This window comes from Stenotrophomonas sp. YJH_SMC_105-26 (assembly GCF_059368915.1).
Genome location: NZ_JCAFSD010000001.1, coordinates 598,993 through 618,178, shown reverse-complemented (window position 1 = coordinate 618,178; position 19,186 = coordinate 598,993). Strand labels below are relative to the sequence as shown.

At 66.8% G+C, this 19,186-nt stretch carries 17 protein-coding genes; 11 read left to right on the top strand and 6 right to left on the bottom strand.

Annotation, left to right across the window (positions count from 1 at the left end):
* The first annotated feature begins 31 nt into the window (after positions 1-31).
* Complete coding sequence (locus tag AC5P7F_RS02995; protein ID WP_053496043.1) at positions 32-1,282, top strand: DUF819 family protein; 1,251 nt, start codon at positions 32-34, stop codon at positions 1,280-1,282.
* Positions 1,283-1,399: 117 nt separating this feature from the next.
* On the opposite strand, the gene AC5P7F_RS02990 is transcribed toward AC5P7F_RS02995, so the two are convergent.
* Both AC5P7F_RS02990 and AC5P7F_RS02985 read right to left on the bottom strand, forming a co-directional pair.
* Complete coding sequence (locus AC5P7F_RS02990) at positions 1,400-1,624, bottom strand: YbdD/YjiX family protein (RefSeq protein ID WP_032958992.1); 225 nt, start codon at positions 1,622-1,624, stop codon at positions 1,400-1,402.
* Positions 1,624-3,705: a carbon starvation CstA family protein gene (locus tag AC5P7F_RS02985; protein ID WP_014648006.1), complete on the bottom strand. Its 2,082-nt coding sequence runs from the start codon at positions 3,703-3,705 to the stop codon at positions 1,624-1,626. Before AC5P7F_RS02985 ends, AC5P7F_RS02990 begins: the two co-directional genes overlap by 1 nt.
* Before the next feature lie 215 nt (positions 3,706-3,920).
* On the opposite strand from AC5P7F_RS02985, the gene AC5P7F_RS02980 reads away from it, so the two are divergent.
* Entirely contained in the window at positions 3,921-4,772 is an 852-nt protein-coding gene (locus tag AC5P7F_RS02980; protein WP_164077723.1) for a pirin family protein, read from the top strand.
* Between the two features lie 128 nt (positions 4,773-4,900).
* Here the strand turns inward: AC5P7F_RS02980 and AC5P7F_RS02975 are convergent, their stop codons facing one another.
* The 4 genes from AC5P7F_RS02975 to AC5P7F_RS02960 all read right to left on the bottom strand — a co-directional run bounded on the left by AC5P7F_RS02975 (position 4,901) and on the right by AC5P7F_RS02960 (position 9,916).
* Positions 4,901-5,359, bottom strand: a complete 459-nt coding sequence (locus tag AC5P7F_RS02975; protein WP_014648004.1) for a hypothetical protein — start codon at positions 5,357-5,359, stop codon at positions 4,901-4,903.
* A gap of 197 nt (positions 5,360-5,556) precedes the next feature.
* Positions 5,557-6,276, bottom strand: coding sequence for an aquaporin Z (aqpZ, locus tag AC5P7F_RS02970; protein ID WP_053496518.1), 720 nt, complete (start codon positions 6,274-6,276; stop codon positions 5,557-5,559).
* A gap of 121 nt (positions 6,277-6,397) precedes the next feature.
* Positions 6,398-7,261: a pirin family protein gene (locus AC5P7F_RS02965; protein WP_005410608.1), complete on the bottom strand. Its 864-nt coding sequence runs from the start codon at positions 7,259-7,261 to the stop codon at positions 6,398-6,400.
* Positions 7,262-7,852: 591 nt separating this feature from the next.
* Positions 7,853-9,916: a 3-hydroxyacyl-CoA dehydrogenase NAD-binding domain-containing protein gene (locus AC5P7F_RS02960; RefSeq protein WP_069116210.1), complete on the bottom strand. Its 2,064-nt coding sequence runs from the start codon at positions 9,914-9,916 to the stop codon at positions 7,853-7,855.
* Positions 9,917-10,151: 235 nt separating this feature from the next.
* On the opposite strand from AC5P7F_RS02960, the gene rpoE reads away from it, so the two are divergent.
* The 9 genes from rpoE (at position 10,152) to recO (ending at position 18,812) form a co-directional block, all read left to right on the top strand.
* A complete protein-coding gene (gene rpoE, locus AC5P7F_RS02955; protein WP_014038091.1) occupies positions 10,152-10,772 on the top strand; it encodes an RNA polymerase sigma factor RpoE in 621 nt (206 codons plus the stop codon).
* The gene (locus AC5P7F_RS02950; protein WP_164077973.1) at positions 10,769-11,644 is read left to right on the top strand and encodes an RseA family anti-sigma factor; all 876 of its coding nucleotides are present in this window, start codon (positions 10,769-10,771) and stop codon (positions 11,642-11,644) included. Before rpoE ends, AC5P7F_RS02950 begins: the two co-directional genes overlap by 4 nt.
* A 74-nt stretch (positions 11,645-11,718) precedes the next feature.
* Positions 11,719-13,251, top strand: coding sequence for a DegQ family serine endoprotease (locus AC5P7F_RS02945; protein ID WP_049420101.1), 1,533 nt, complete (start codon positions 11,719-11,721; stop codon positions 13,249-13,251).
* A gap of 180 nt (positions 13,252-13,431) precedes the next feature.
* A complete protein-coding gene (lepA, locus tag AC5P7F_RS02940) occupies positions 13,432-15,225 on the top strand; it encodes a translation elongation factor 4 (protein WP_197641409.1) in 1,794 nt (597 codons plus the stop codon).
* A 55-nt stretch (positions 15,226-15,280) separates the two neighbouring features.
* The gene (gene lepB / locus AC5P7F_RS02935; protein WP_014038087.1) at positions 15,281-16,075 is read left to right on the top strand and encodes a signal peptidase I; all 795 of its coding nucleotides are present in this window, start codon (positions 15,281-15,283) and stop codon (positions 16,073-16,075) included.
* A gap of 52 nt (positions 16,076-16,127) precedes the next feature.
* Positions 16,128-16,511, top strand: a complete 384-nt coding sequence (locus AC5P7F_RS02930) for a DUF4845 domain-containing protein (RefSeq protein ID WP_014647998.1) — start codon at positions 16,128-16,130, stop codon at positions 16,509-16,511.
* Positions 16,501-17,181: a ribonuclease III gene (gene rnc / locus AC5P7F_RS02925; RefSeq protein ID WP_046431951.1), complete on the top strand. Its 681-nt coding sequence runs from the start codon at positions 16,501-16,503 to the stop codon at positions 17,179-17,181. Before AC5P7F_RS02930 ends, rnc begins: the two co-directional genes overlap by 11 nt.
* A complete protein-coding gene (gene era, locus AC5P7F_RS02920) occupies positions 17,178-18,074 on the top strand; it encodes a GTPase Era (protein WP_005410599.1) in 897 nt (298 codons plus the stop codon). Before rnc ends, era begins: the two co-directional genes overlap by 4 nt.
* Before the next feature lie 18 nt (positions 18,075-18,092).
* The gene (gene recO / locus AC5P7F_RS02915) at positions 18,093-18,812 is read left to right on the top strand and encodes a DNA repair protein RecO (RefSeq protein ID WP_164077974.1); all 720 of its coding nucleotides are present in this window, start codon (positions 18,093-18,095) and stop codon (positions 18,810-18,812) included.
* The last annotated feature ends 374 nt before the right edge of the window (positions 18,813-19,186 follow it).

Here is a 19,186-nt window from a genome sequence, read left to right as displayed (position 1 = left end):
TTCTCCGCTCTTTCGATCGACAGAGGATCCCATGCCGACCGAACCCGCTACCGCCCTGATCAGCAACGACATCGTTGGACTGGGCCTGATTGCCGCCACCCTGGCCCTGATCTTCTGGGCCGCCAGTGGTCCGACCCCGTTGTTGAAGAAGATCTTCGCCTGGGTGCCGGCACTGCTGCTGTGCTACTTCATCCCCGCCATCTACAACACCGCCGGTGTCATCGATGGCCACAACACCTCGCTGTACAACCCGGTCGCGCGCGACGTGCTGCTGCCCGCTGCGCTGGTCCTGCTGACACTGTCGATCGACCTGAAAGGCGTCATCAAGCTCGGCCCAAAGCTGCTGATCGTGTTCTGCGCCGGTACCGCCGGCATCATGCTCGGCGCCATCGTCTCGTTCCAGCTGATGAAGCTGATCCATCCGGAAACGGTGGCCGGTGATACCTGGGCCGGCATGGCCGCGCTGGCCGGCAGCTGGATCGGTGGCGGCGCCAACATGGTGGCCATGCGCGAGGTGTTCGGCACCGATGCCACCACCTTTGGCCAGTTCGCGGTGGTCGACGTGGCCTGCGCCAGCCTGTGGATGGCGATCCTGCTGTTTTTGGCCAACCGCGCGCAGCAGATCGATACCCGCAACGGTGCCGACACCCGCGCCATCGACGAGATGAAGGCACGCATCAGCGCCTACGAGGCACAGAACGCGCGCATTCCCAGCATGACCGACCTGATGGTGATCGTTGGCGTGGCATTGGGTGGCGTCGGCCTGGCCCATGCCATCGCCGCGCCGTTGTCGGGCTGGTTCAAGGCCAATGTCAGCTGGGCCAGCCAGTTCAGCCTCGACAGCCAGTTCGTCTGGGTGATCCTGCTGTCCACGGCGATGGGCCTGGGCCTGAGCTTCACCCGTGCGCGCCGGCTGGAAGCCGCAGGCGCTTCGCGGCTGGGCACGGTGTTCCTGTACTTCCTGATCGCCTGCATCGGCATGCAGATGAACCTGCTGTCGCTGCTGGATCGGCCGTGGCTGTTCCTGCTTGGCGCGATCTGGATGGCCACGCACGTGCTGGTGCTGTGGGGGGTAGCCAAGCTGCTGCGCGCGCCGCTGTTCTTCTTCGCGATCGGTTCGCAGGGCAACATCGGCGCGGCCGCCTCGGCCCCCGTGGTGGCCGCAGCCTTCCATCCGACGCTGGCGCCGGTGGGCGTGCTGCTGGGTACGGTGGGCTATGCCACCGGCACCGGGCTGGCGTATGTCACCGGCCTGATTCTGAAGTGGATGGCCGGCGCCTGAGTCCTGGCCGGACGATCCTGTTGCGGGTTCGCGGCGTGCGCCGCGAACCCGCTCTGCCCGTGTAGAGCCGAGCCCGCGCTCGGCTTTCTTTTGCCTGCTGAAAGGCAGGCCTGGCCCTCAGCAGCAGCGCCCGCCGTTGCGCCCGCCGTAACGCGCTTCCTGGCGCTCGCGGAAGAACGTCTTGTAGTCCATCGGCTCCTGGTCCGGGTGCTTATCCAGCATGTGCCGGACGTAATTGTCGTAATCAGGAATGCCACAGCACAGTCGTGCGGTCTGCACCAGGCGCCGCCAGATGCGGCGGTGCGCCTGGTACTGGCCGGCGGGAACCAGTTGCGTGCTCATCACAGATCCACCATTTCATGCGGCTTCAGCGCCACGTACGGGGTCTCGCGGTCGCTGCGCTGCGGGTTGCGGCGTGCCGCCAGGATGGTCTTGATCGAATACACCAGCACCGCGCCGACCACCAGCAGGAACAGCGCGGTCAGGCCGGTGTTGACGTAGGCGTTGACCACGATCTGCTTCATCTGCGCCACCGACTTGGCCGGTGCAGTGATCGTATCGCTGGCGAGCGCGGCCTGGAACTTGTGTGCCTGCGCCAGGAAACCCTGCGCCGGGTTGCTGTCGAAGATCTTGATGAAGCCGGCGTAGGTGGTGCAGATCAGCAGCCACACCGCCGGTACCGCAGTGACCCACGCATAGCGGTCACGCTTCATCTTGAACAGCACCACCGTGCCCAGCATCAGCGCGATGCCAGCCAGCATCTGGTTGGAGATGCCGAACAGCGGCCACAGCGTCTGGATGCCGCCGAACGGATCGACCACGCCGGTGTAGAGCAGGTAGCCCCATAGCGCCACGCAGCCGGCGGTACCGATGATGTTGGCGGTCCACGACTCGGTCTTCTTCAGGGCCGGCACGAAGTTGCCCAGCAGGTCCTGCAGCATGAAGCGCCCGGCGCGGGTACCGGCGTCCACCGCGGTCAGGATGAACAAGGCTTCGAACAGGATCGCGAAGTGGTACCAGAACGCCATCATCGCGTCGCTGCCACTGGGAATCGCTTCGTGCAGGATCTGCGCGATGCCTACCGCCAGCGTCGGTGCACCACCGGCGCGGTGCAGGATGGTCGGTTCACCAATGGCGGCCGCGGTCGCGGTCAACTGCTCGGGGGTAATGGTGAAGCCCCAGGTGTTGGTGATGTAGTGCGCCGCCGAGGCTGCATCGGCACCGATCACGGCGGCCGGGCTGTTCATCGCGAAGTAGATGCCCGGATCGATGATCGAGGCCGCCACCAGCGCCATCACCGCCACGAACGATTCCATCAGCATGCCGCCGTAGCCGATGTAGCGCATGTGCGCTTCATTGGCCAGCAGCTTCGGCGTGGTGCCGGAGGAGATCAGTGCGTGGAAACCGGAGACCGCACCGCAGGCGATGGTAATGAACAGGAAGGGGAACATGCCGCCCTTCCACACCGGGCCATCACCGCTGGCGGCGAACTGGGTCAGCGCCGGCATCTTCAGTTCCGGCATCACCACCAGGATGCCGATGGCCAGCGCGATGATGGTGCCGATCTTGAGGAAGGTCGACAGGTAGTCGCGCGGGGCCAGCAGCAGCCACACCGGCAGCACCGAGGCGACGAAGCCGTAGCCGATCAGCATCCAGGTGATCTGGGTGCCGGTGAAGGTGAACGCCGGCCCCCACACCGGGTCGGCGGCGACCTTGCCGCCGTACCAGATCGCGGCCAGCAGCAGGATCAGGCCAACCACCGAAATCTCGCCGATCCTGCCGGGGCGGATGTAGCGCATGTACACGCCCATCAGGATCGCGATGGGCATCGTCGCGATCACCGTGAACATGCCCCACGGGCTTTCGGCCAGCGCCTTGACCACCACCATCGCCAGCACCGCCAGGATGATGATCATGATCAGGAACGCACCGAACAGGGCGATGGTGCCGGGTACCTGGCCCATCTCCTCGCGCACCAGGTCACCCAGCGAGCGGCCGTTGCGACGGCTGGACAGGAACAGCACCATGAAGTCCTGCACTGCGCCGGCCAGCACCACGCCCACCACCAGCCACAGCAGGCCGGGCAGGTAGCCCATCTGCGCGGCCAGCACCGGGCCGACCAGCGGGCCGGCGCCGGCAATGGCGGCGAAGTGGTGGCCGAACAGCACGTGCTTGTTGGTCGGCACGTAGTCCAGGCCATCGTTGTTGATCACCGCCGGGGTGGCCCGGGTCGGATCCAGCTGCATCACCTTGTTGGCGATGAACAGGCTGTAGAAGCGGTAGGCGACCAGGTACAGCGAGACCGCGGCCACCACGATCCACAGTGCGTTGATGTGCTCGCCGCGGCGCAGGGCGACGGTGCCCAGACAGAATGCGCCGAGCAGGGCGAGTGCCGCCCAGCCCAGTTTGGAAAACCCTTTCATGAGGTGCTCTCTCCCGGAAAGACAGTCAAAGAGTCCTGCTTGCCCACGACAGGGTCAATTGGCACAGGACGAATCGGCGGTAGTACTTTGGTCGTACGACGGTGGCGCTGACGTGCAGCCAACATCAGGGATGGAACAATTGGTTGCGGTGCCATCCATTGGCGTACGGCCATGTGGCGTCCATCTTCAGGGGCATCCATCCCACAGGAGTCGCCATGAGCCTTCCCGAACCGGTCCGCGTGCTGCGCACCATCCGTGGCATGCCCACCTCCGACGGTGCCGGCGTGCGCCTGACCCGCGTCATCGGCGGCCCGACGCTGCCGGACCTGGACCCGTTCCTGCTGCTCGATGAATTCGGCACCGACCGGGCCGAGGACTACATCGCCGGCTTCCCGGAACACCCGCACCGCGGTTTCGAGACCGTCACCTACATGCTCGACGGACGCATGCGGCATCGCGACAACCATGGCAACGAAGGCCTGTTGACCCCGGGCAGCGTGCAGTGGATGACCGCTGGCCGCGGCCTGGTGCACTCGGAGATGCCCGAGCAGGAAAGCGGGCAGATGCGTGGATTCCAGCTGTGGGTGAACCTGCCGGCGAAGGAGAAGATGACCGAGCCGAAGTACCAGGAGTTCGCGCCCGAGCGCATTCCCGTGGTGCAGCCGGCAGCCGGCGTGGCAGTGAAGGTGATCGCCGGCTCGGTCGACGGCACCCGCGGCCCGATCGTGCAGCCGGCCACCGAGCCGCTGTATCTCGACATCACGTTGGCGCCCGACCGGGCCTGGACTTACACGCTGCCGAAAGGCCACAACGCCTTTGCCTATGTATTTGAAGGCGGACTGACGGTGGGTGAACAGGACGCCGCCCGTGATGTTGCGCGCCAGGAGCTGGCGGTGCTGGGCGGCGGCGAACAGCTGCATGTTTCGGCTGGCAGCGAAGGCGCGCGGCTGATCCTGGTGGCCGGCCGTCCGTTGCGCGAGCCGGTGATGCGGCACGGCCCGTTCGTGATGAACACGCGGCAGGAACTGATGCAGGCCTTCGTCGATTTCCAGGAAGGCAGGTTCTGAGGTAGTGCCGGCCGCCGGCCGGCACCTGCTTTTGATCAGGACCGAAGGGTTTGCCGGCCGGCGGCCGGCACTACCTGCCGATCGAGGTGCATTGCGGGGATGCTGCCAGGCAGTCATCCCCGTCACCTTCAGCGCCCGGCGGCCACGGCCGACGGGGTCAGGCTCATGCCCTGCGCCAGCTGCTGCAGTGAGCTCAGTTCCTGCGCGCTGTCCGGATACAGCGCAATCTGCGCATAACGCCCTTTGTCGATCTTGACCACGCTGATGCGCCGTTCGGCATATCCCGGCGGTTGCTGGCCGCCCAGGTCGGGCTGGTACCAGTACAGTGATTCACCGCCGAAGCTGCCTTTTTCCTGGCGCAGCGAGCGGCTCAGCGGAATGGCGGGGTCACGCGCGCTGAGCATCAGGCTCAGTACTTCGCGGCCATCAGGGGTGCTGGCGCGGCAGACCAGGAAATCGGCCTGCACCTGCTGCTGCCACTGCAGGCCACTGCTGGCTGGCAGCGAAGGACATTCGGACGGCGCCTGCGCGGCGGCCTGGGCCGCAGCGAACAGCAGGCTCGACAAGATGACAGGCACGAACTTCATGCATCCCCCAAGGTGATGAGTTGTTTGGCTCCGCCAGCAGGGCCGGCGGCCGTGGCATCCCATCCCCGGATGCCGCCCCATCCGGCATGTGCACGGACGGTCAACTCAACCTTAACGGAACGTGAGCAATCGCACAATTCGCGGTTGCAGACGTAACCATTGCGGCCGAGGGTGGGCCGCAATGGGAGCCGCGTGGATCAGCGGTCGCTGCCGATCCACTTGTAGATCAGGCCGCCGATCGCGCCGCCCAGCAGGGGAGCGACCCAGAACAGCCACAGCTGGCTGACTGCGCCGCTGCCGGCAAAGAAGGCCACGGCGGTGGAGCGGGCCGGGTTCACCGAGGTGTTGGTGACCGGAATGCTGATCAGGTGGATCAGGGTCAGCGACAGGCCGATCGCCAGCGGGGCGAAACCGGCCGGTGCCTTGCCGTGGGTGGAACCCATGATCACGATCAGGAACACCGCCGTCAGCACCACTTCGCACAGGAAGGCGGCTGCCACGCTGTAGCCGCCGGGCGACAGCGCGCCATAGCCATTGCTGGCGAACGCACCCGCCTGGCTGCCATCGATGGCGAAGCCACTGGCGCCGGAGGCGATCTGCAGCAGGATGAAGCCGGCCAGCAGGCCGCCGGCAACCTGGGCGATGATGTAGGGCACCAGATCCCTGGTCGGGAAACGACCACCGGCCCACAGCCCGACGCTGACTGCCGGGTTGAAGTGCGCGCCGGAGATATGGCCGAACGCATAGGCGCCGGTCACCACGGTCAGGCCGAAGGCCAGCGCCACGCCGAGGAAACCGATACCCAGCGGATTGCCGTCGCCACCGAACTTGGCGGCCAGCACCGCACTGCCACAGCCACCCAGAACCAGCCAGAACGTGCCGAGGAACTCGGCGGACAAGCGTTTACCCATGCTCATGTGTTGCACTCCTTTGACGATCTAAAGTGTGATTTATGTCACAGTTCAGTGATCAGCGGGTGACTGTAGCGTCAACGCCGGGTGCAGGGATACACCTTCAGATGTGTGCAACACGCGATGTTCAGTACTGCGGAAGTGGGATGAATTCCTTGTCGTCGCCCGGAATGGTGCCGAAGCGGCCGGCTTCCCAGTCGTGCTTGGCCTGCTCGATGCGCTCCTTCGAGCTCGACACGAAGTTCCACCACAGGTGGCGCGGGCCATCCAGCGGCTCGCCACCGAACAGCATCGCCTTCACCGGCGTCTTCGCGCGCAGGCGGCCTCGTGCACCGGCTTCGGGGATCACCAGGTGCTGCGCGGGAATATCCACGCCATCCAGCTGCGCGTCGCCCTCGAGGATGTACAACGCGCGCTCTCGGTGGCCGTCGTCGATATCGATTTCCGCATCGGGGTCGAGATCGATTGCCACGTTGAGGGTGTCGGCGAACACCTTCACCGGCGATTCCTCGCCGTACGCACGGCCGGCGATCACCCGCAGCCACGCGCCGTTGCGACGCTGCTCGGGCAGGGTGGCAGCGGCATGGTGGTAGAACGCCGGCTCGATTTCCTCGTGCGACTTCGGCAGCGCGACCCAGGTCTGCATGCCGTGGATCGGGTTGTCGTGATCGCGGTCCGGCTGCGGCGTGCGCTCGGAATGGGCGATACCGCGGCCGGCGGTCATCCAGTTGACGTCACCGGGACGGATCACCTGATCCGAACCCAGCGTGTCGCGGTGGCCGATCGCGCCCGACCACAGGTAGGTGACGGTGGCCAGGCCGATATGCGGATGCGGGCGCACGTCGATGGCGGTGCCGGGGTGCATGAGTGCCGGGCCCATCTGGTCGACGAACACGAACGAGCCGATGCTGCGCGCCTGCAGGGTGGGGACGGCGCGACGGACTTCGAGGCCGCCGATGTCGTGCACGCGCGGGGCGATGATGGTGGTCATGCGGGCGTTCTCGCTGGCAGGGATCAGGTGGTGAGCATCGCATGCAGCTGTGACGGGCACATGCCCCGTATGGGTAACAGGGTGTTCCAGCCAACGGCGCAGCCCCTCGTGGCTGTGGGGTTGGTTGCGTAAAGCAAAAGCCGCGCTTGGCCGGGCGGGGTGGGTTCGCGGGGGACGCCGTGAATCCGTCCCTGGAGGCTTGGCCGCGGCATCCATGCCGCGGACACCCCCGCGGACCCACCCCGCCCGGCCTCTGACAGTTTCCGTGTGCGTCCAGCCACGGAGAAGAAAAAGAAAATCAAAATCAAACGCCGGTCGCTTCGCTCCTGGTGTCGACCAAGGTCGACACCTACCAGCCATCGCAGTTCAGCAACCGTCACCGGGAAACTGTCTGGGTGGGGCGGTGTGGGCTTGCAGGACCGTTGGCGCCATGGATGGCGCCATCGAGCCCCCATGGATGGGTTTACGGCGTGTCCTGCAAGCCCACACCGCCCCGCCCGCCTAACAGAAAAGCCAGAGCCGGCTGTTGCTCCGGCTCTGGCTTCGGCGGTTGCCTCTGCGGGTGCCGGGCCGCAGGCCCGGCCGATGAACTCAGACCACCGGTTCGCGCAGGACGGGGTTGTCCCAGCCGGGGCGCGGCGCGAAACGGTCGCCATGGCGCTGCTGCAGCGCCTTCAACCGCTCGACGATCGCATCGGCACCGACCGCACGGATGTGCTGGATCGGACCGCCGCGGAACGGTGCGAAACCGGTGCCGAAGATCACGCCGGCATCCAGCAGGTCCGCGTCGGCCACCACGCCCTCGTGCAGGCAGGCCACCGCCTCGTTCAACAGCGGCAGGATCAGGCGGTCCTCCAGATCGGCCGGGGCCTGGTAGTCGCTGGCCACGTCCGGCTTCTTCGGCTTGCCGTTCTCCCAGGTGTAGATGCCCTGGCCATCCTTCTTGCCGCGCTTGTCCGGTTCCACCGTCTGCAGTGCGGCCGGGATCTGCAGGCCCAGGAACGGCGCCAGTTCGCGGCCGACGCCGGCGGCCACGTCCAGGCCCACGGTATCGATCAGTTCGATCGGGCCCATCGGCATGCCGAACTTCACCGCGGCCTTGTCGATCACCGGGCCCGGAATGCCCTCGGCATACGCGGTGGCCGCTTCCAGCATGTACGGGAACAGCACGCGGTTGACCAGGAAGCCCGGGCTGCCGGCTACCGGCACCGGGAACTTGCCCAGCGCCTTGCAGAACGCGGCCAGGCGGCGCTCGGTCTCCGGCGCCATGCCGTCGTGATGGATGATCTCCACCAACGGCATCTGCGCTACCGGGTTGAAGTAGTGCAGGCCCGCGAACTGCGCAGGGCGCTGGATGTGGTCGCGCAGTTCCACCAGCGGAATCGACGAGGTGTTGGTGGTCAGCAGGGCGTCCTGCTTCATCTTCGGCTCAAGCGTCTGGTACAGCGCACGCTTGGCTTCGGGGTTCTCGATGATTGCCTCGATCACCAGGTCGGCCTCGGCCACGCCGTTGCCTTCCAGGTCGGCACGCAGGCGCGCGGCCACGGCCGGGCGCTTGCTCTCGTCGCGCACCTTCTTGGCGAACAGCGCCTGCGCGCGTTCCATGGCCGGGTCGATGAAGCGCTGCTCGCGGTCCTGCAGGGTCACTTCGAAGCCCTTGTAGGCGGCCCACGCGGCGATGTCGCCGCCCATCACGCCGGCGCCGACCACGTGCACGTGGCGGATGCCGGAATCACCGCCACCGAGGCCCTTCAGGCGTTCGGTCAGGAAGAAGATACGGATCAGGTTGCGCGCGGTCGGAGTACTGGCCAGCTTCACCACGGCACGCCGCTCGGCGTCCAGGCGGGCCTGGATCGGCTTGCCGCCACTGCGCTGCCAGGTGCTGATCAGTGCGTACGGCGCCGGGTACTGGTCCTTCTTCGCCTTGCGGGCGACCTGCTTGACCATCTGCGGTGCCAGCAGCGTGCGTGCTAGCCAGGTGTTGGTGGCCCAGGCCGTGGCGCGCTGCTTGAACGGGCGGGTGGTGCCGGACAGCGCCAGTGCAACGGCCGTGTCGAGCACCACCGCCGGTGCCACCACCTTGTCGACCAGGCCGATGCCACGCGCGGCCGAGGCCGACAGGGTGCGGCCGGTCAGCATCATGTCCATCGCTGCCGGGGCGCCCACCAGGTGCGGCAGGCGGGCGCTGCCACCCCACCCCGGGAAGATGCCCAGCTGGGTTTCCGGCAGGCCGATGCGGGTGCTGCTGTCATTGGAGGCCACGCGATAGCGGCAGGCCAGGGCAAGCTCGGTGCCACCGCCGAGGCAGTGGCCGTGGATGGCCGCCACGGTCGGGCAGGGCAGCTCGGCCAGCTTCTGGTAGGTGGCCTGGCCACGCCGGATCGCGTCGTTGACGGTGCCGCGACGGTCGAATTCCTGGAACTCCTTCAGGTCGGCACCGGCAATGAAGCCGGCCTTCTTCAGCGACTGGATGACCACGCCCTTGGGCGGGTCCAGGGCAATGCGCTCAAGCAGGTCGCCCAGTTCCAGCAGCACGTCCTGCGACATCGCATTGACGCTGCTGTCCTGGCGATCCAGGGAGAGAACCACCACGCCGTCGTCGCGGATCTCGGGGTGCCAGTGGCTGAAGCGGAGACCATCGAAGCCTGAGAGCATGGACGTTCCATCCGGTTGTGTATGGAGAAGCGGCTATGATCCAGAGGTTGTTTCCCCCGCGTCAAATCCCAATAGCAGGGGAGTGGCGCCCCCGGATCCATGGCCGTGGACCGGGACGCTAACCGAATGGTGGTTAAAAGCTGGTGCGGCGCCAGGTGATCGGCGACTGAACTTTTCCCGGGATTGGCAGTCTCATTGCCCGACGTCGGTTGGGCTGACAGGAGTGCGGCCCCTCATGGCCGATGTTGATACACCTCAGGAGCTGGATCTGGAGCTGGTCCGGCGCGTGCAGCACGGCGAGAGTGCCGCGTTCGATGTCCTGGTGCGCAAGTACCAGCATCGGGTCGTGGCCCTGGTCGGTCGCTACATCGCCGACTGGAGCGAATGTCAGGACGTCGCCCAGGACACTTTCATCCGTGCCTACCGCGCGATCGGGAGTTTCCGTGGCGATGCCCAGTTCTCAACCTGGTTGCATCGAATCGCCGTGAATACCGCCAAAAACTACCTGGCTTCACACAATCGTCGTCCGCCGACCGATGACATCGACATCGGTGACGCCGAGCAGTTCGACAGCGGTACCCGCCTGCGGGACACCGACACGCCCGAGCGCGAGTTGATGCGCCAGGAGCTGGAACAGACGGTCATGAAGGCCGTCAACGCGCTGCCGGAGGAACTCCGGTCGGCGATCACCCTGCGCGAGGTGGAAGGCCTGAGCTACGAGGATATCGCGCAGAAGATGGGGTGCCCGATCGGCACCGTGCGTTCCCGGATCTTCCGGGCGCGCGAGGCGATCGACACCGAACTCCGGCCGCTGTTGGACATCGGCAGCGCCACCCGTGAGAAGAGCCGCGTATGACCAGTAATCCGTTCAACGAATCGCAGAACCATCAATCGCCCGCCGGGCAGCGCCTGGACCAGCGCCATCGCGAGCAGCTGTCGGCCCTGGTCGATGGCGAGCTGGGTGCCGATGAAGCGCGCTTCCTGCTGCGCCGGATGGAACACGACCCCGAACTGGCCGGCTGCCAGGAGCGCTGGCAGCTGCTGGGCGACGTGATGCGCGGGCAGGCCCCGGCGTTGGCACCGGCCGGCTTCAGTGCCGCCGTTGCGGCCGCCATTGCGGCAGAGCCGACGCCGCAGGCCGAGCCGCGTCGCCAGGTGCGTCGCAGTGGCTGGCGCGCCTGGGGCGGCGGTGCTGCGCTGGCCGCATCTGTGGCCGCGGTCGCCCTGTTCATCGGCGGCGAGAAATTGAAGGAGGCGACGCCGGGTGAACCGCAGGCGCCGCAGGTGATGGCCAGCCAGGCGGAACTGGCACCGGCCGCGCCGACCCCAGTCACCGAGGCTTCGGTGGACACGGCCGCAGTGGCCGTGGCTGCTGCGCCGGCCGTAGCGATGGCCGCGGCGGGCCGCCGCCAGGACGCCCGCCGTGCCAGCGCTACGCGCAGCCAGCAGGCCGCGCGTGCCGCCCAGCGCGACGACACTTCGCAGCGCGCCATCGCCGCCGTGCAGGCACCGTTGACCCCGACCGTGCCGGCCAACGCCAACCGCAACCTGCCGTTCGGCGAGGTCAGCGGGCTGCAGGCCCGGCCATGGCCGCGCTCCAGCCTGGCGCCCGCCGCTGGCGGCGCGCTCAATGCCAGCTTCCCGGCCCACGCCGGTAGTGCCGCGTTCTATCCGTTCGAGCCGCGCCTGCAGGATGACCTGCCGGTGCCGCCGCGCCCGCGCGACTGAGCCGGGCGCCTTCACGCCCCGCCGTCGGCGGGGCCCGTATTCCTCTTTCCACCCGACCCGGAGGTTGCCGTCCGATGACTCCCCGACTCCGCACGCAGGCCATTGGCCTGCTGGCCCTGACCCTTCCCCTGGTGGCCTGCGCACAGGCGCCGGCGCCCGTCGCGCAGACCCAGCCCGTGCCAGCCGCGGCCGCGCGGGCACCGGCGCAGCCGCTGGTCAGTGGCCTGCCCGACTTCACCAACCTGGTCGAACAGGTCGGCCCGGGCGTGGTCAACGTCGATACCACCATCGTCCGCAACAACCGCCAGGCCGCGCGCGGCCCGATGGGCGACGATGACATGCCGGAGTTCTTCCGCCGCTTCTTTGGTCCCGACTTCCCGATGCCGGGGCAGGGGCCGGGTGGGCCAGACGGTGGCCCCAGCATCAAGGGCCGTGGCATGGGCTCGGGCTTCATCATCTCGCCCGATGGCTATGTGCTGACCAATTACCACGTGGTGGCCGACGCCAGTGACGTGAAGGTCAAGCTGGGCGACAGCCGTGAGTTCACCGCCAAGGTGGTGGGCAGCGACCAGCAGTACGACGTCGCCCTGCTGAAGATCGACGGGAAGAACCTGCCAACCGTGCGCGTGGGTGACTCCAACAGCCTGAAGCCGGGGCAGTGGGTTGTCGCGATCGGCTCGCCGTTCGGCCTCGACCATTCTGTCACCGCCGGCGTGGTCAGCGCCGTCGGCCGCAGTACGGGCGGCCCCGACCAGCGCTATGTGCCGTTCATCCAGACCGACGTGGCGATCAACCAGGGCAATTCCGGTGGCCCTCTTCTGAACACCCGCGGCGAAGTGGTCGGCATCAACTCGCAGATCTTCTCCGCGTCCGGCGGCTACATGGGCATCAGCTTCGCGATCCCGATCGACCTGGCGATGAGCGCGGTCGAGCAGATCAAGAAGAGCGGCAAGGTCACCCGCGGCCAGCTCGGCGCGGTCGTGGAGCCGATCGATTCGCTGAAGGCGCAGGGCCTGGGCCTGCCGGACAGCCGTGGCGCCCTGGTCAACCAGATCGTGGCCGGCAGTGCGGCCGCCAAGGCCGGCGTGCAGGTGGGCGACGTCATCCGCTCGGTCAACGGCAGCCCGGTCAACAGCTGGTCCGACCTGCCGCCGCTGATCGGTGCGATGGCGCCGGGCAGCAAGGTGAACCTGGTGGTGTACCGCGACGGCAAGCCGCATGACCTCAGTGCCACGTTGACCGCCCTGAGTGAAGACGGGCAGGCCAGTGCCCGCGGGCCGTCGGCCGGCGGTGCCGAGGCGGCGCCGCAGACCGGGGCCAATGCCCTGCTGGGGCTGGACGTGAGCGACCTGAGCGCGGCTCAGCGCAAGCAGTTCGGGCTCAACGGCAACGAAGGCGTGCGCATCACCGGGGTCAAGGGCCAGGCGGCGCGTGATGCCGGCCTGTCGCCGGGCATGGTGATCCTGCAGGTCGGCCGCGTCGCGGTCGGCAGTGTGGATGCCCTGAACCGGGCGCTGTCCAGCTTCAAGAAGGACGACGTGGTCATGCTGCTGGTCCGCACGGCCAACGGCAACAGCGCCTTCGTGGCGGTCAAGGCCGGCCAGTAGGGCCTGCCGGGGCCGCTCCGGCGGCCCCTGGGCCTCCCCCGAAGCCCCGCCCCGGCGGGGCTTCGGTCGTTCCGGGCCGGTGCCCGGCAGCCGGTTTTAGCGGCCGGGCGCTGGGCGTGCGATAATCGACCGTTACCCTGACGACGCCGCGCGCCGCCGCCACCTATGTCTTCTGATTCGATGCGGAACATCCGCAACTTTTCCATCATCGCCCATGTCGACCACGGCAAGTCCACGCTGGCCGACCGCATCATCCAGCTCTGCGGTGGCCTGCAGGCCCGCGAGATGGAAGCGCAGGTGCTCGATTCCAATCCGATCGAGCGCGAGCGTGGCATCACGATCAAGGCGCAGTCGGTGTCACTGCCGTACCTGGCCAAGGACGGGCAGACCTACCACCTGAACTTCATCGACACCCCCGGCCACGTCGACTTCTCCTATGAAGTCAGCCGCTCGCTGGCCGCCTGCGAAGGCGCGCTGCTGGTGGTCGATGCGGCGCAGGGCGTGGAAGCCCAGTCGGTGGCCAACTGCTACACCGCCGTGGAGCAGGGCCTGGAAGTGGTGCCGGTGATCAACAAGATCGACCTGCCCACCGCCGACATCGAGCGCGCCAAGGCCGAGATCGAGGCCGTGATCGGCATCGATGCCTCCGACGCCGTGCCGGTCAGTGCCAAGACCGGCCTCAACGTGCAGGACGTGCTGGAAGCGATCGTGTACCGCATTCCGCCGCCGGCGCCGCGCGACACCGACAAGCTGCAGGCGCTGATCATCGACTCGTGGTTCGACAACTACCTCGGCGTGGTGTCGCTGGTGCGCGTGATGCAGGGCGAGATCAAGGCCGGTGACAAGCTGCAGGTGATGTCGACCGGCCGCAACCACCAGGTCGACAACGTCGGCGTGTTCACGCCGAAGCGCAAGGTGCTGCCGGCGCTGCGTGCCGGTGAAGTGGGCTGGGTCACCGCCAGCATCAAGGACGTGCATGGCGCGCCGGTCGGCGACACCCTCACCCTGGCCGGTGATCCGGCGCCGAAGCCGCTGCCGGGCTTCCAGGAAATGCAGCCGCGCGTGTTCGCCGGCCTGTTCCCGGTCGATGCCGAAGACTACCCGGACCTGCGCGAAGCGCTGGACAAGCTGCGCCTGAACGATGCCGCGCTGCGTTTCGAGCCGGAAAGCTCCGAGGCGATGGGCTTCGGCTTCCGCTGCGGCTTCCTGGGCATGCTGCACATGGAAATCGTGCAGGAGCGCCTGGAGCGCGAATACAACCTGGACCTGATCAGCACCGCGCCGACGGTGGTGTATGAGGTCCTGAAGACCGATGGCTCGATCATCAACATGGACAACCCGGCCAAGCTGCCGGCGGTGAACCAGGTCGAGGAAATCCGCGAACCGATCATCCGCGCCAACGTGCTCACCCCCGAGGAGTACATCGGCAACATCATCAAGCTGTGCGAAGAAAAGCGCGGCAGCCAGATCGGCATCAACTACCTGGGCAGCCAGGTGCAGATCAGCTACGAGCTGCCGATGGCCGAGGTGGTGCTGGACTTCTTCGACAAGCTGAAGTCGGTCAGCCGCGGCTATGCCTCGCTCGATTACCACTTCGTGCGCTTCGACGCAGGCCCGTTCGTGCGCGTGGACGTGCTGATCAACGGTGACAAGGTCGATGCGCTGTCGTTGATCGTGCACCGCAGCCACGCTGACCGACGTGGCCGCGAGCTGTGCGAGAAGATGAAGGACCTGATCCCGCGCCAGATGTTCGACGTGGCCATCCAGGCCGCCGTCGGCTCGCAGATCATCGCCCGCACCACGGTCAAGGCCATGCGCAAGAACGTGCTGGCCAAGTGCTATGGTGGCGACGTTTCGCGCAAGAAGAAGCTTCTGGAAAAGCAGAAGGAAGGCAAGAAGCGCATGAAGCAGGTCGGACGCGTGGAGATTCCGCAGGAAGCGTTCCTGGCCGTCCTGCAGATGGACAACAAGTAAGGCCCGCACCGGCCCTGCGGGGCCGGTCGTCTGGTGACGTTGCAAAGGACCCTGAATGAAACTGTTTGAGATCCTCCTGGTCGTGCTGACCCTGGCCTCGGGCCTGATCCTGCTCGCGGACAAGCTGTACCTCGCCAAGCGTCGCGCCCAGCGCGCGGGCCTGCTCGACTCCGAGCCGGTGCTGGTGGATTACTCGCGTGCGTTCTTCCCGGTGCTGGCGATCGTGCTGATCGTGCGCAGTTTCATCGCCGAGCCGTACAAGATCCCGTCCAGCTCGATGATGCCGAACCTGCTGATCGGCGACTTCATCCTGGTCAACAAGTTCTCCTACGGCCTGCGCCTGCCGATCAGCAACACCAAGATCGTGCCGTTTGGCGAGCCGTCGCGCGGCGACGTGGTGGTGTTCCACTTCCCCGGCCACAGCGACAACGATCCGGCCAAGGGTGAGAACTTCATCAAGCGCGTCATCGGCGTGCCGGGCGACACCGTGGTCTTCGAAGGCGACGGCGTGATCCTCAACGGCGAACCGCTGAAGTACGACAACAAGGGCATCTATGCAGGCCACAAGGGCCAGGGCGAGGGCGCCAACCTGCTGGTCGAACACCTGCCGGGTCGTACCCACACCGTGCTGGAGACCGACTATCCGCGTGGCCAGGGCCAGTGGACCGTGCCGGCCGGCAAGTACCTGGTGATGGGCGACAACCGTGACAACAGTGACGATGGCCGTTTCTGGGGCCTGCTGCCGGAGGAAAACCTGCGCGGCAAGGCCTTCCTGATCTGGCTGAACTGCCAGGGCTGGTTCTGCAAGGATGGCTTCGAGCCGTCGCGGATCGGCTCGAGCATCAACTGATCGGGCATCAACCGAGTATTTTCACATCCAACGCGTATCTGGGGAGAACGCAATGAAGACGATGAACACGCAGCGTGGCATGACCCTGACCTCGTTCCTGGCGGTCCTGATCGTGGTCGGTTTCTTCCTTTACATCGGCATGAAGCTGTTCCCGATGTACCAGGAGTATTACGCGGTGCGCTCGGCGATGAAGAGCCTGGCCAACGAGCCGGGTGTGGGCAGCATGGAACCGGCCCGGATCCAGGATCTGTTCTTCAAGCGGCTGTACATCAACTACTCGGAAAACGTGAAGCCGGCCAACGTGAAGTTCGACCGCCGCGATAATGGCTGGACCCTCAAGGTCAACTACGAAGTGCGCCGTCCGCTGGTCGGCAACCTGGACGTGGTTGGCAAATTCGATTCATCCCAGGACCTGACCCGAAGCGGTGCCGAATAAACCTTTCCAACGTGGTGACCTGATCGGTCATCCCTTCCGCGACCCGGCGCTGCTGAAGCAGGCGCTGACGCATCGCAGTGCCGGTGCGCCACACAACGAGCGCCTGGAGTTCCTGGGCGACAGCATCGTCAACATGATGGCGGCCGAGGCGTTGTACCAGCGCTGGCCCAAGGCTGACGAAGGCGCGATGACCCGTGCCCGCGCCGAGCTGGTGCGTGAAGGCGCGCTGGCGGTGATCGGGCGCACCCTGGAACTGGGCGATCGACTGATCCTGGGTCCGGGAGAAATGAAGTCCGGCGGCCACCGTCGTGATTCGATCCTGGCCGACGCGGTGGAAGCCGTGGTGGCTGCGATCTACCTGGATGCCGGCTTCGAGGCCTGCCGGGCGGTGGTACTGCCCTGGTTCAGCGCTTCGATCGAGGCACTGCCGGCCTCCGGCCGGCCCGAGAAGGACCCCAAGACCCGCCTGCAGGAATGGCTGCAGGCCCGACAGAAGGCGTTGCCGCAGTATGAACTGGTGTCAGAATCCGGTGACGACCACGCCAAGCACTTCCGGGTACGCTGCAACGTAGCCGACCCGGCCGCCAGCACCGAGGGCGAAGGCGCCTCGCGGCGGCTTGCCGAACAACAGGCGGCTGCGGCCGTCCTAGAACAACTGGATTCCAAGTGAGCGAACAAACTCCCCATCATTGCGGCAGCGTGGCCGTCATCGGCCGCCCGAACGTGGGCAAGTCGACCCTGACCAATGCCCTGGTCGGCGCCAAGGTCAGCATCGTCTCCAACCGTCCGCAGACCACGCGCCATCGCCTGCTGGGCATCGCCACCTATCCGGAAGGCCAGCTGGTGCTGGTCGACACCCCCGGCCTGCACAAGGTGCAGAAGCGGGCGATGAACCGGGTGATGAACCGCGCCGCGCGTGGCTCGCTGGAAGGCGTCGATGCCGGCCTGCTGGTGATCGAAGCCGGTCGCTGGGATGAAGAGGACAGCCTGGCGTTCAACGTGCTGCGCGACGCCGGCATCCCGGTGGTGCTGGTGGTCAACAAGATCGATCGCCTGAAGGAAAAGGGCGCGCTGCTGCCGTTCCTGCAGCAGGTGACCGAAGGTCGTGATTTCGCCGCCGTGCACCCGATCTCGGCGCAGAAGCGCAACGGCCTGGAAGCACTGGTGCGCGACGTGCTGAAGCTGCTGCCGGAAGCCCCGCCGATGTTCGGCGAGGACGAGATCACCGATCGCAGCCAGCGTTTCCTGGCCGGTGAACTGGTGCGCGAGCAGTTGATGCGCCAGCTCGGCGAGGAACTGCCGTACGCAACCACCGTCGAGATCGAGCGCTTCACCGAGGATGGCAACCTGCTGCGCATCGGTGCGGTGATCTGGGTCGAGCGCGAGGGCCAGAAGGCCATCGTGATCGGCAAGGGCGGCGCCCGCCTGAAGGAGATCGGCGCCAAGTCCCGCCTGCAGATGGAGCGTCTGTTCGGGGCCAAGGTGTTCCTGGAAACCTGGGTGCGCGTGCGTGAAGGCTGGTCCGACGACGAGGCCGCGCTGAAGGCCTTCGGCTACGAATAAGCCGCGACGGTCGCTTCGATGATGATCGAGGACGACACCGGCTTCGTGCTGCACGCACGGGCCTACCGCGAGACCAGCCTGCTGGTCGAAGTGTTGAGCGCGCAGCATGGCCGTATCGGCCTGCTGGCGCGTGGCGTGTCCACCGCCAAGGGCCAGGTGCTGCGCGCCGCCCTGCAGCCGTTGCAGTGGATCCGCTTCAGTGCCCAGCAGCGGGGTGAACTGGCCCAGCTGCGGGGTGCCGAGGCGCTGGATGCCGCGCCACGCTTGGTCGGCCAGGCGATGTTGGCCGGCTTCTACCTGAGTGAACTGACCCTGCGCCTGGCCCCGCGCCAGGACCCGCTGCCGGAGCTGTACCTTGCCTACGGTGAGGCACGCGCGCGGCTGGCGGTCGGTGCCGGCCTGGCCTGGACCCTGCGCCGTTTCGAGCGCGAACTGCTGTCCGCGCTGGGCCTGGGTTTCGAGCTGGACAGTGCCAGTGATGGCCAGCCGATCGACCCGGCGGCGCGCTACGAGCTGGACCCGCAGGAAGGGGCGCAGCGCCTGCTGAGCGAGCGTGGCGGGGAGCGCCGGGCGGCGGCCACTGGCTCGGCGCTGCTGGCCCTTGCGGCCGACGAAGAACCAGATGCCGCCGATCTGGCCAGCCTGCGCCTGCCGATGCGGCGGGTGCTGGCCCATCACCTGGGCGCGCGCGGGCTGAAGTCCTGGGAAATGCTCGAGCAGCTTGCGCCGCGCAAGTAGGGGGGGGGGGCGGCAGGGCTTGCAGCCCTGCACCTGCCGAATCAACGTCAACGGCAAAAGCTGGCTATCCGTGGGTAGGCGGGGTGGGTCCGGTTGCGGGAGACGCCGTAAACCCGTCCCTGGGGGCTTGGCCGCGGCATCCATGCCGCGGACACTCCCGCAACCGGACCCACCCCGCCTTCGACAGTGTTCCGCGACCTGTCGGAACGGGATGGGGTCGGATCCGTTTTCCGCAGGAAAACGGATCCGACCCCAGATTGATTTCGATATCTGACAGAAATTCATCCACGCATGGCGTGGATCTACCCGATCGCGGAAAACTGTAAGAGGTGGGGCGGTATCGGAGGGCGGGGTGTCAGCCGCATGGATGCGGC

Coding starts and splice junctions, on each gene's coding strand:
- rpoE (WP_014038091.1), top strand. CDS start 10,152: ATGGCCGATGTTGATACACCTCAGGAGCTGGATCTGGAGCTGGTCCGG.
- AC5P7F_RS02960 (WP_069116210.1), bottom strand. CDS start 9,916: ATGCTCTCAGGCTTCGATGGTCTCCGCTTCAGCCACTGGCACCCCGAG.
- AC5P7F_RS02985 (WP_014648006.1), bottom strand. CDS start 3,705: ATGAAAGGGTTTTCCAAACTGGGCTGGGCGGCACTCGCCCTGCTCGGC.
- lepB (WP_014038087.1), top strand. CDS start 15,281: ATGAAACTGTTTGAGATCCTCCTGGTCGTGCTGACCCTGGCCTCGGGC.
- AC5P7F_RS02995 (WP_053496043.1), top strand. CDS start 32: ATGCCGACCGAACCCGCTACCGCCCTGATCAGCAACGACATCGTTGGA.
- AC5P7F_RS02945 (WP_049420101.1), top strand. CDS start 11,719: ATGACTCCCCGACTCCGCACGCAGGCCATTGGCCTGCTGGCCCTGACC.
- AC5P7F_RS02990 (WP_032958992.1), bottom strand. CDS start 1,624: ATGAGCACGCAACTGGTTCCCGCCGGCCAGTACCAGGCGCACCGCCGC.
- AC5P7F_RS02930 (WP_014647998.1), top strand. CDS start 16,128: ATGAAGACGATGAACACGCAGCGTGGCATGACCCTGACCTCGTTCCTG.
- lepA (WP_197641409.1), top strand. CDS start 13,432: ATGCGGAACATCCGCAACTTTTCCATCATCGCCCATGTCGACCACGGC.
- AC5P7F_RS02980 (WP_164077723.1), top strand. CDS start 3,921: ATGAGCCTTCCCGAACCGGTCCGCGTGCTGCGCACCATCCGTGGCATG.
- recO (WP_164077974.1), top strand. CDS start 18,093: ATGATGATCGAGGACGACACCGGCTTCGTGCTGCACGCACGGGCCTAC.
- AC5P7F_RS02965 (WP_005410608.1), bottom strand. CDS start 7,261: ATGACCACCATCATCGCCCCGCGCGTGCACGACATCGGCGGCCTCGAA.
- AC5P7F_RS02975 (WP_014648004.1), bottom strand. CDS start 5,359: ATGAAGTTCGTGCCTGTCATCTTGTCGAGCCTGCTGTTCGCTGCGGCC.
- aqpZ (WP_053496518.1), bottom strand. CDS start 6,276: ATGAGCATGGGTAAACGCTTGTCCGCCGAGTTCCTCGGCACGTTCTGG.
- AC5P7F_RS02950 (WP_164077973.1), top strand. CDS start 10,769: ATGACCAGTAATCCGTTCAACGAATCGCAGAACCATCAATCGCCCGCC.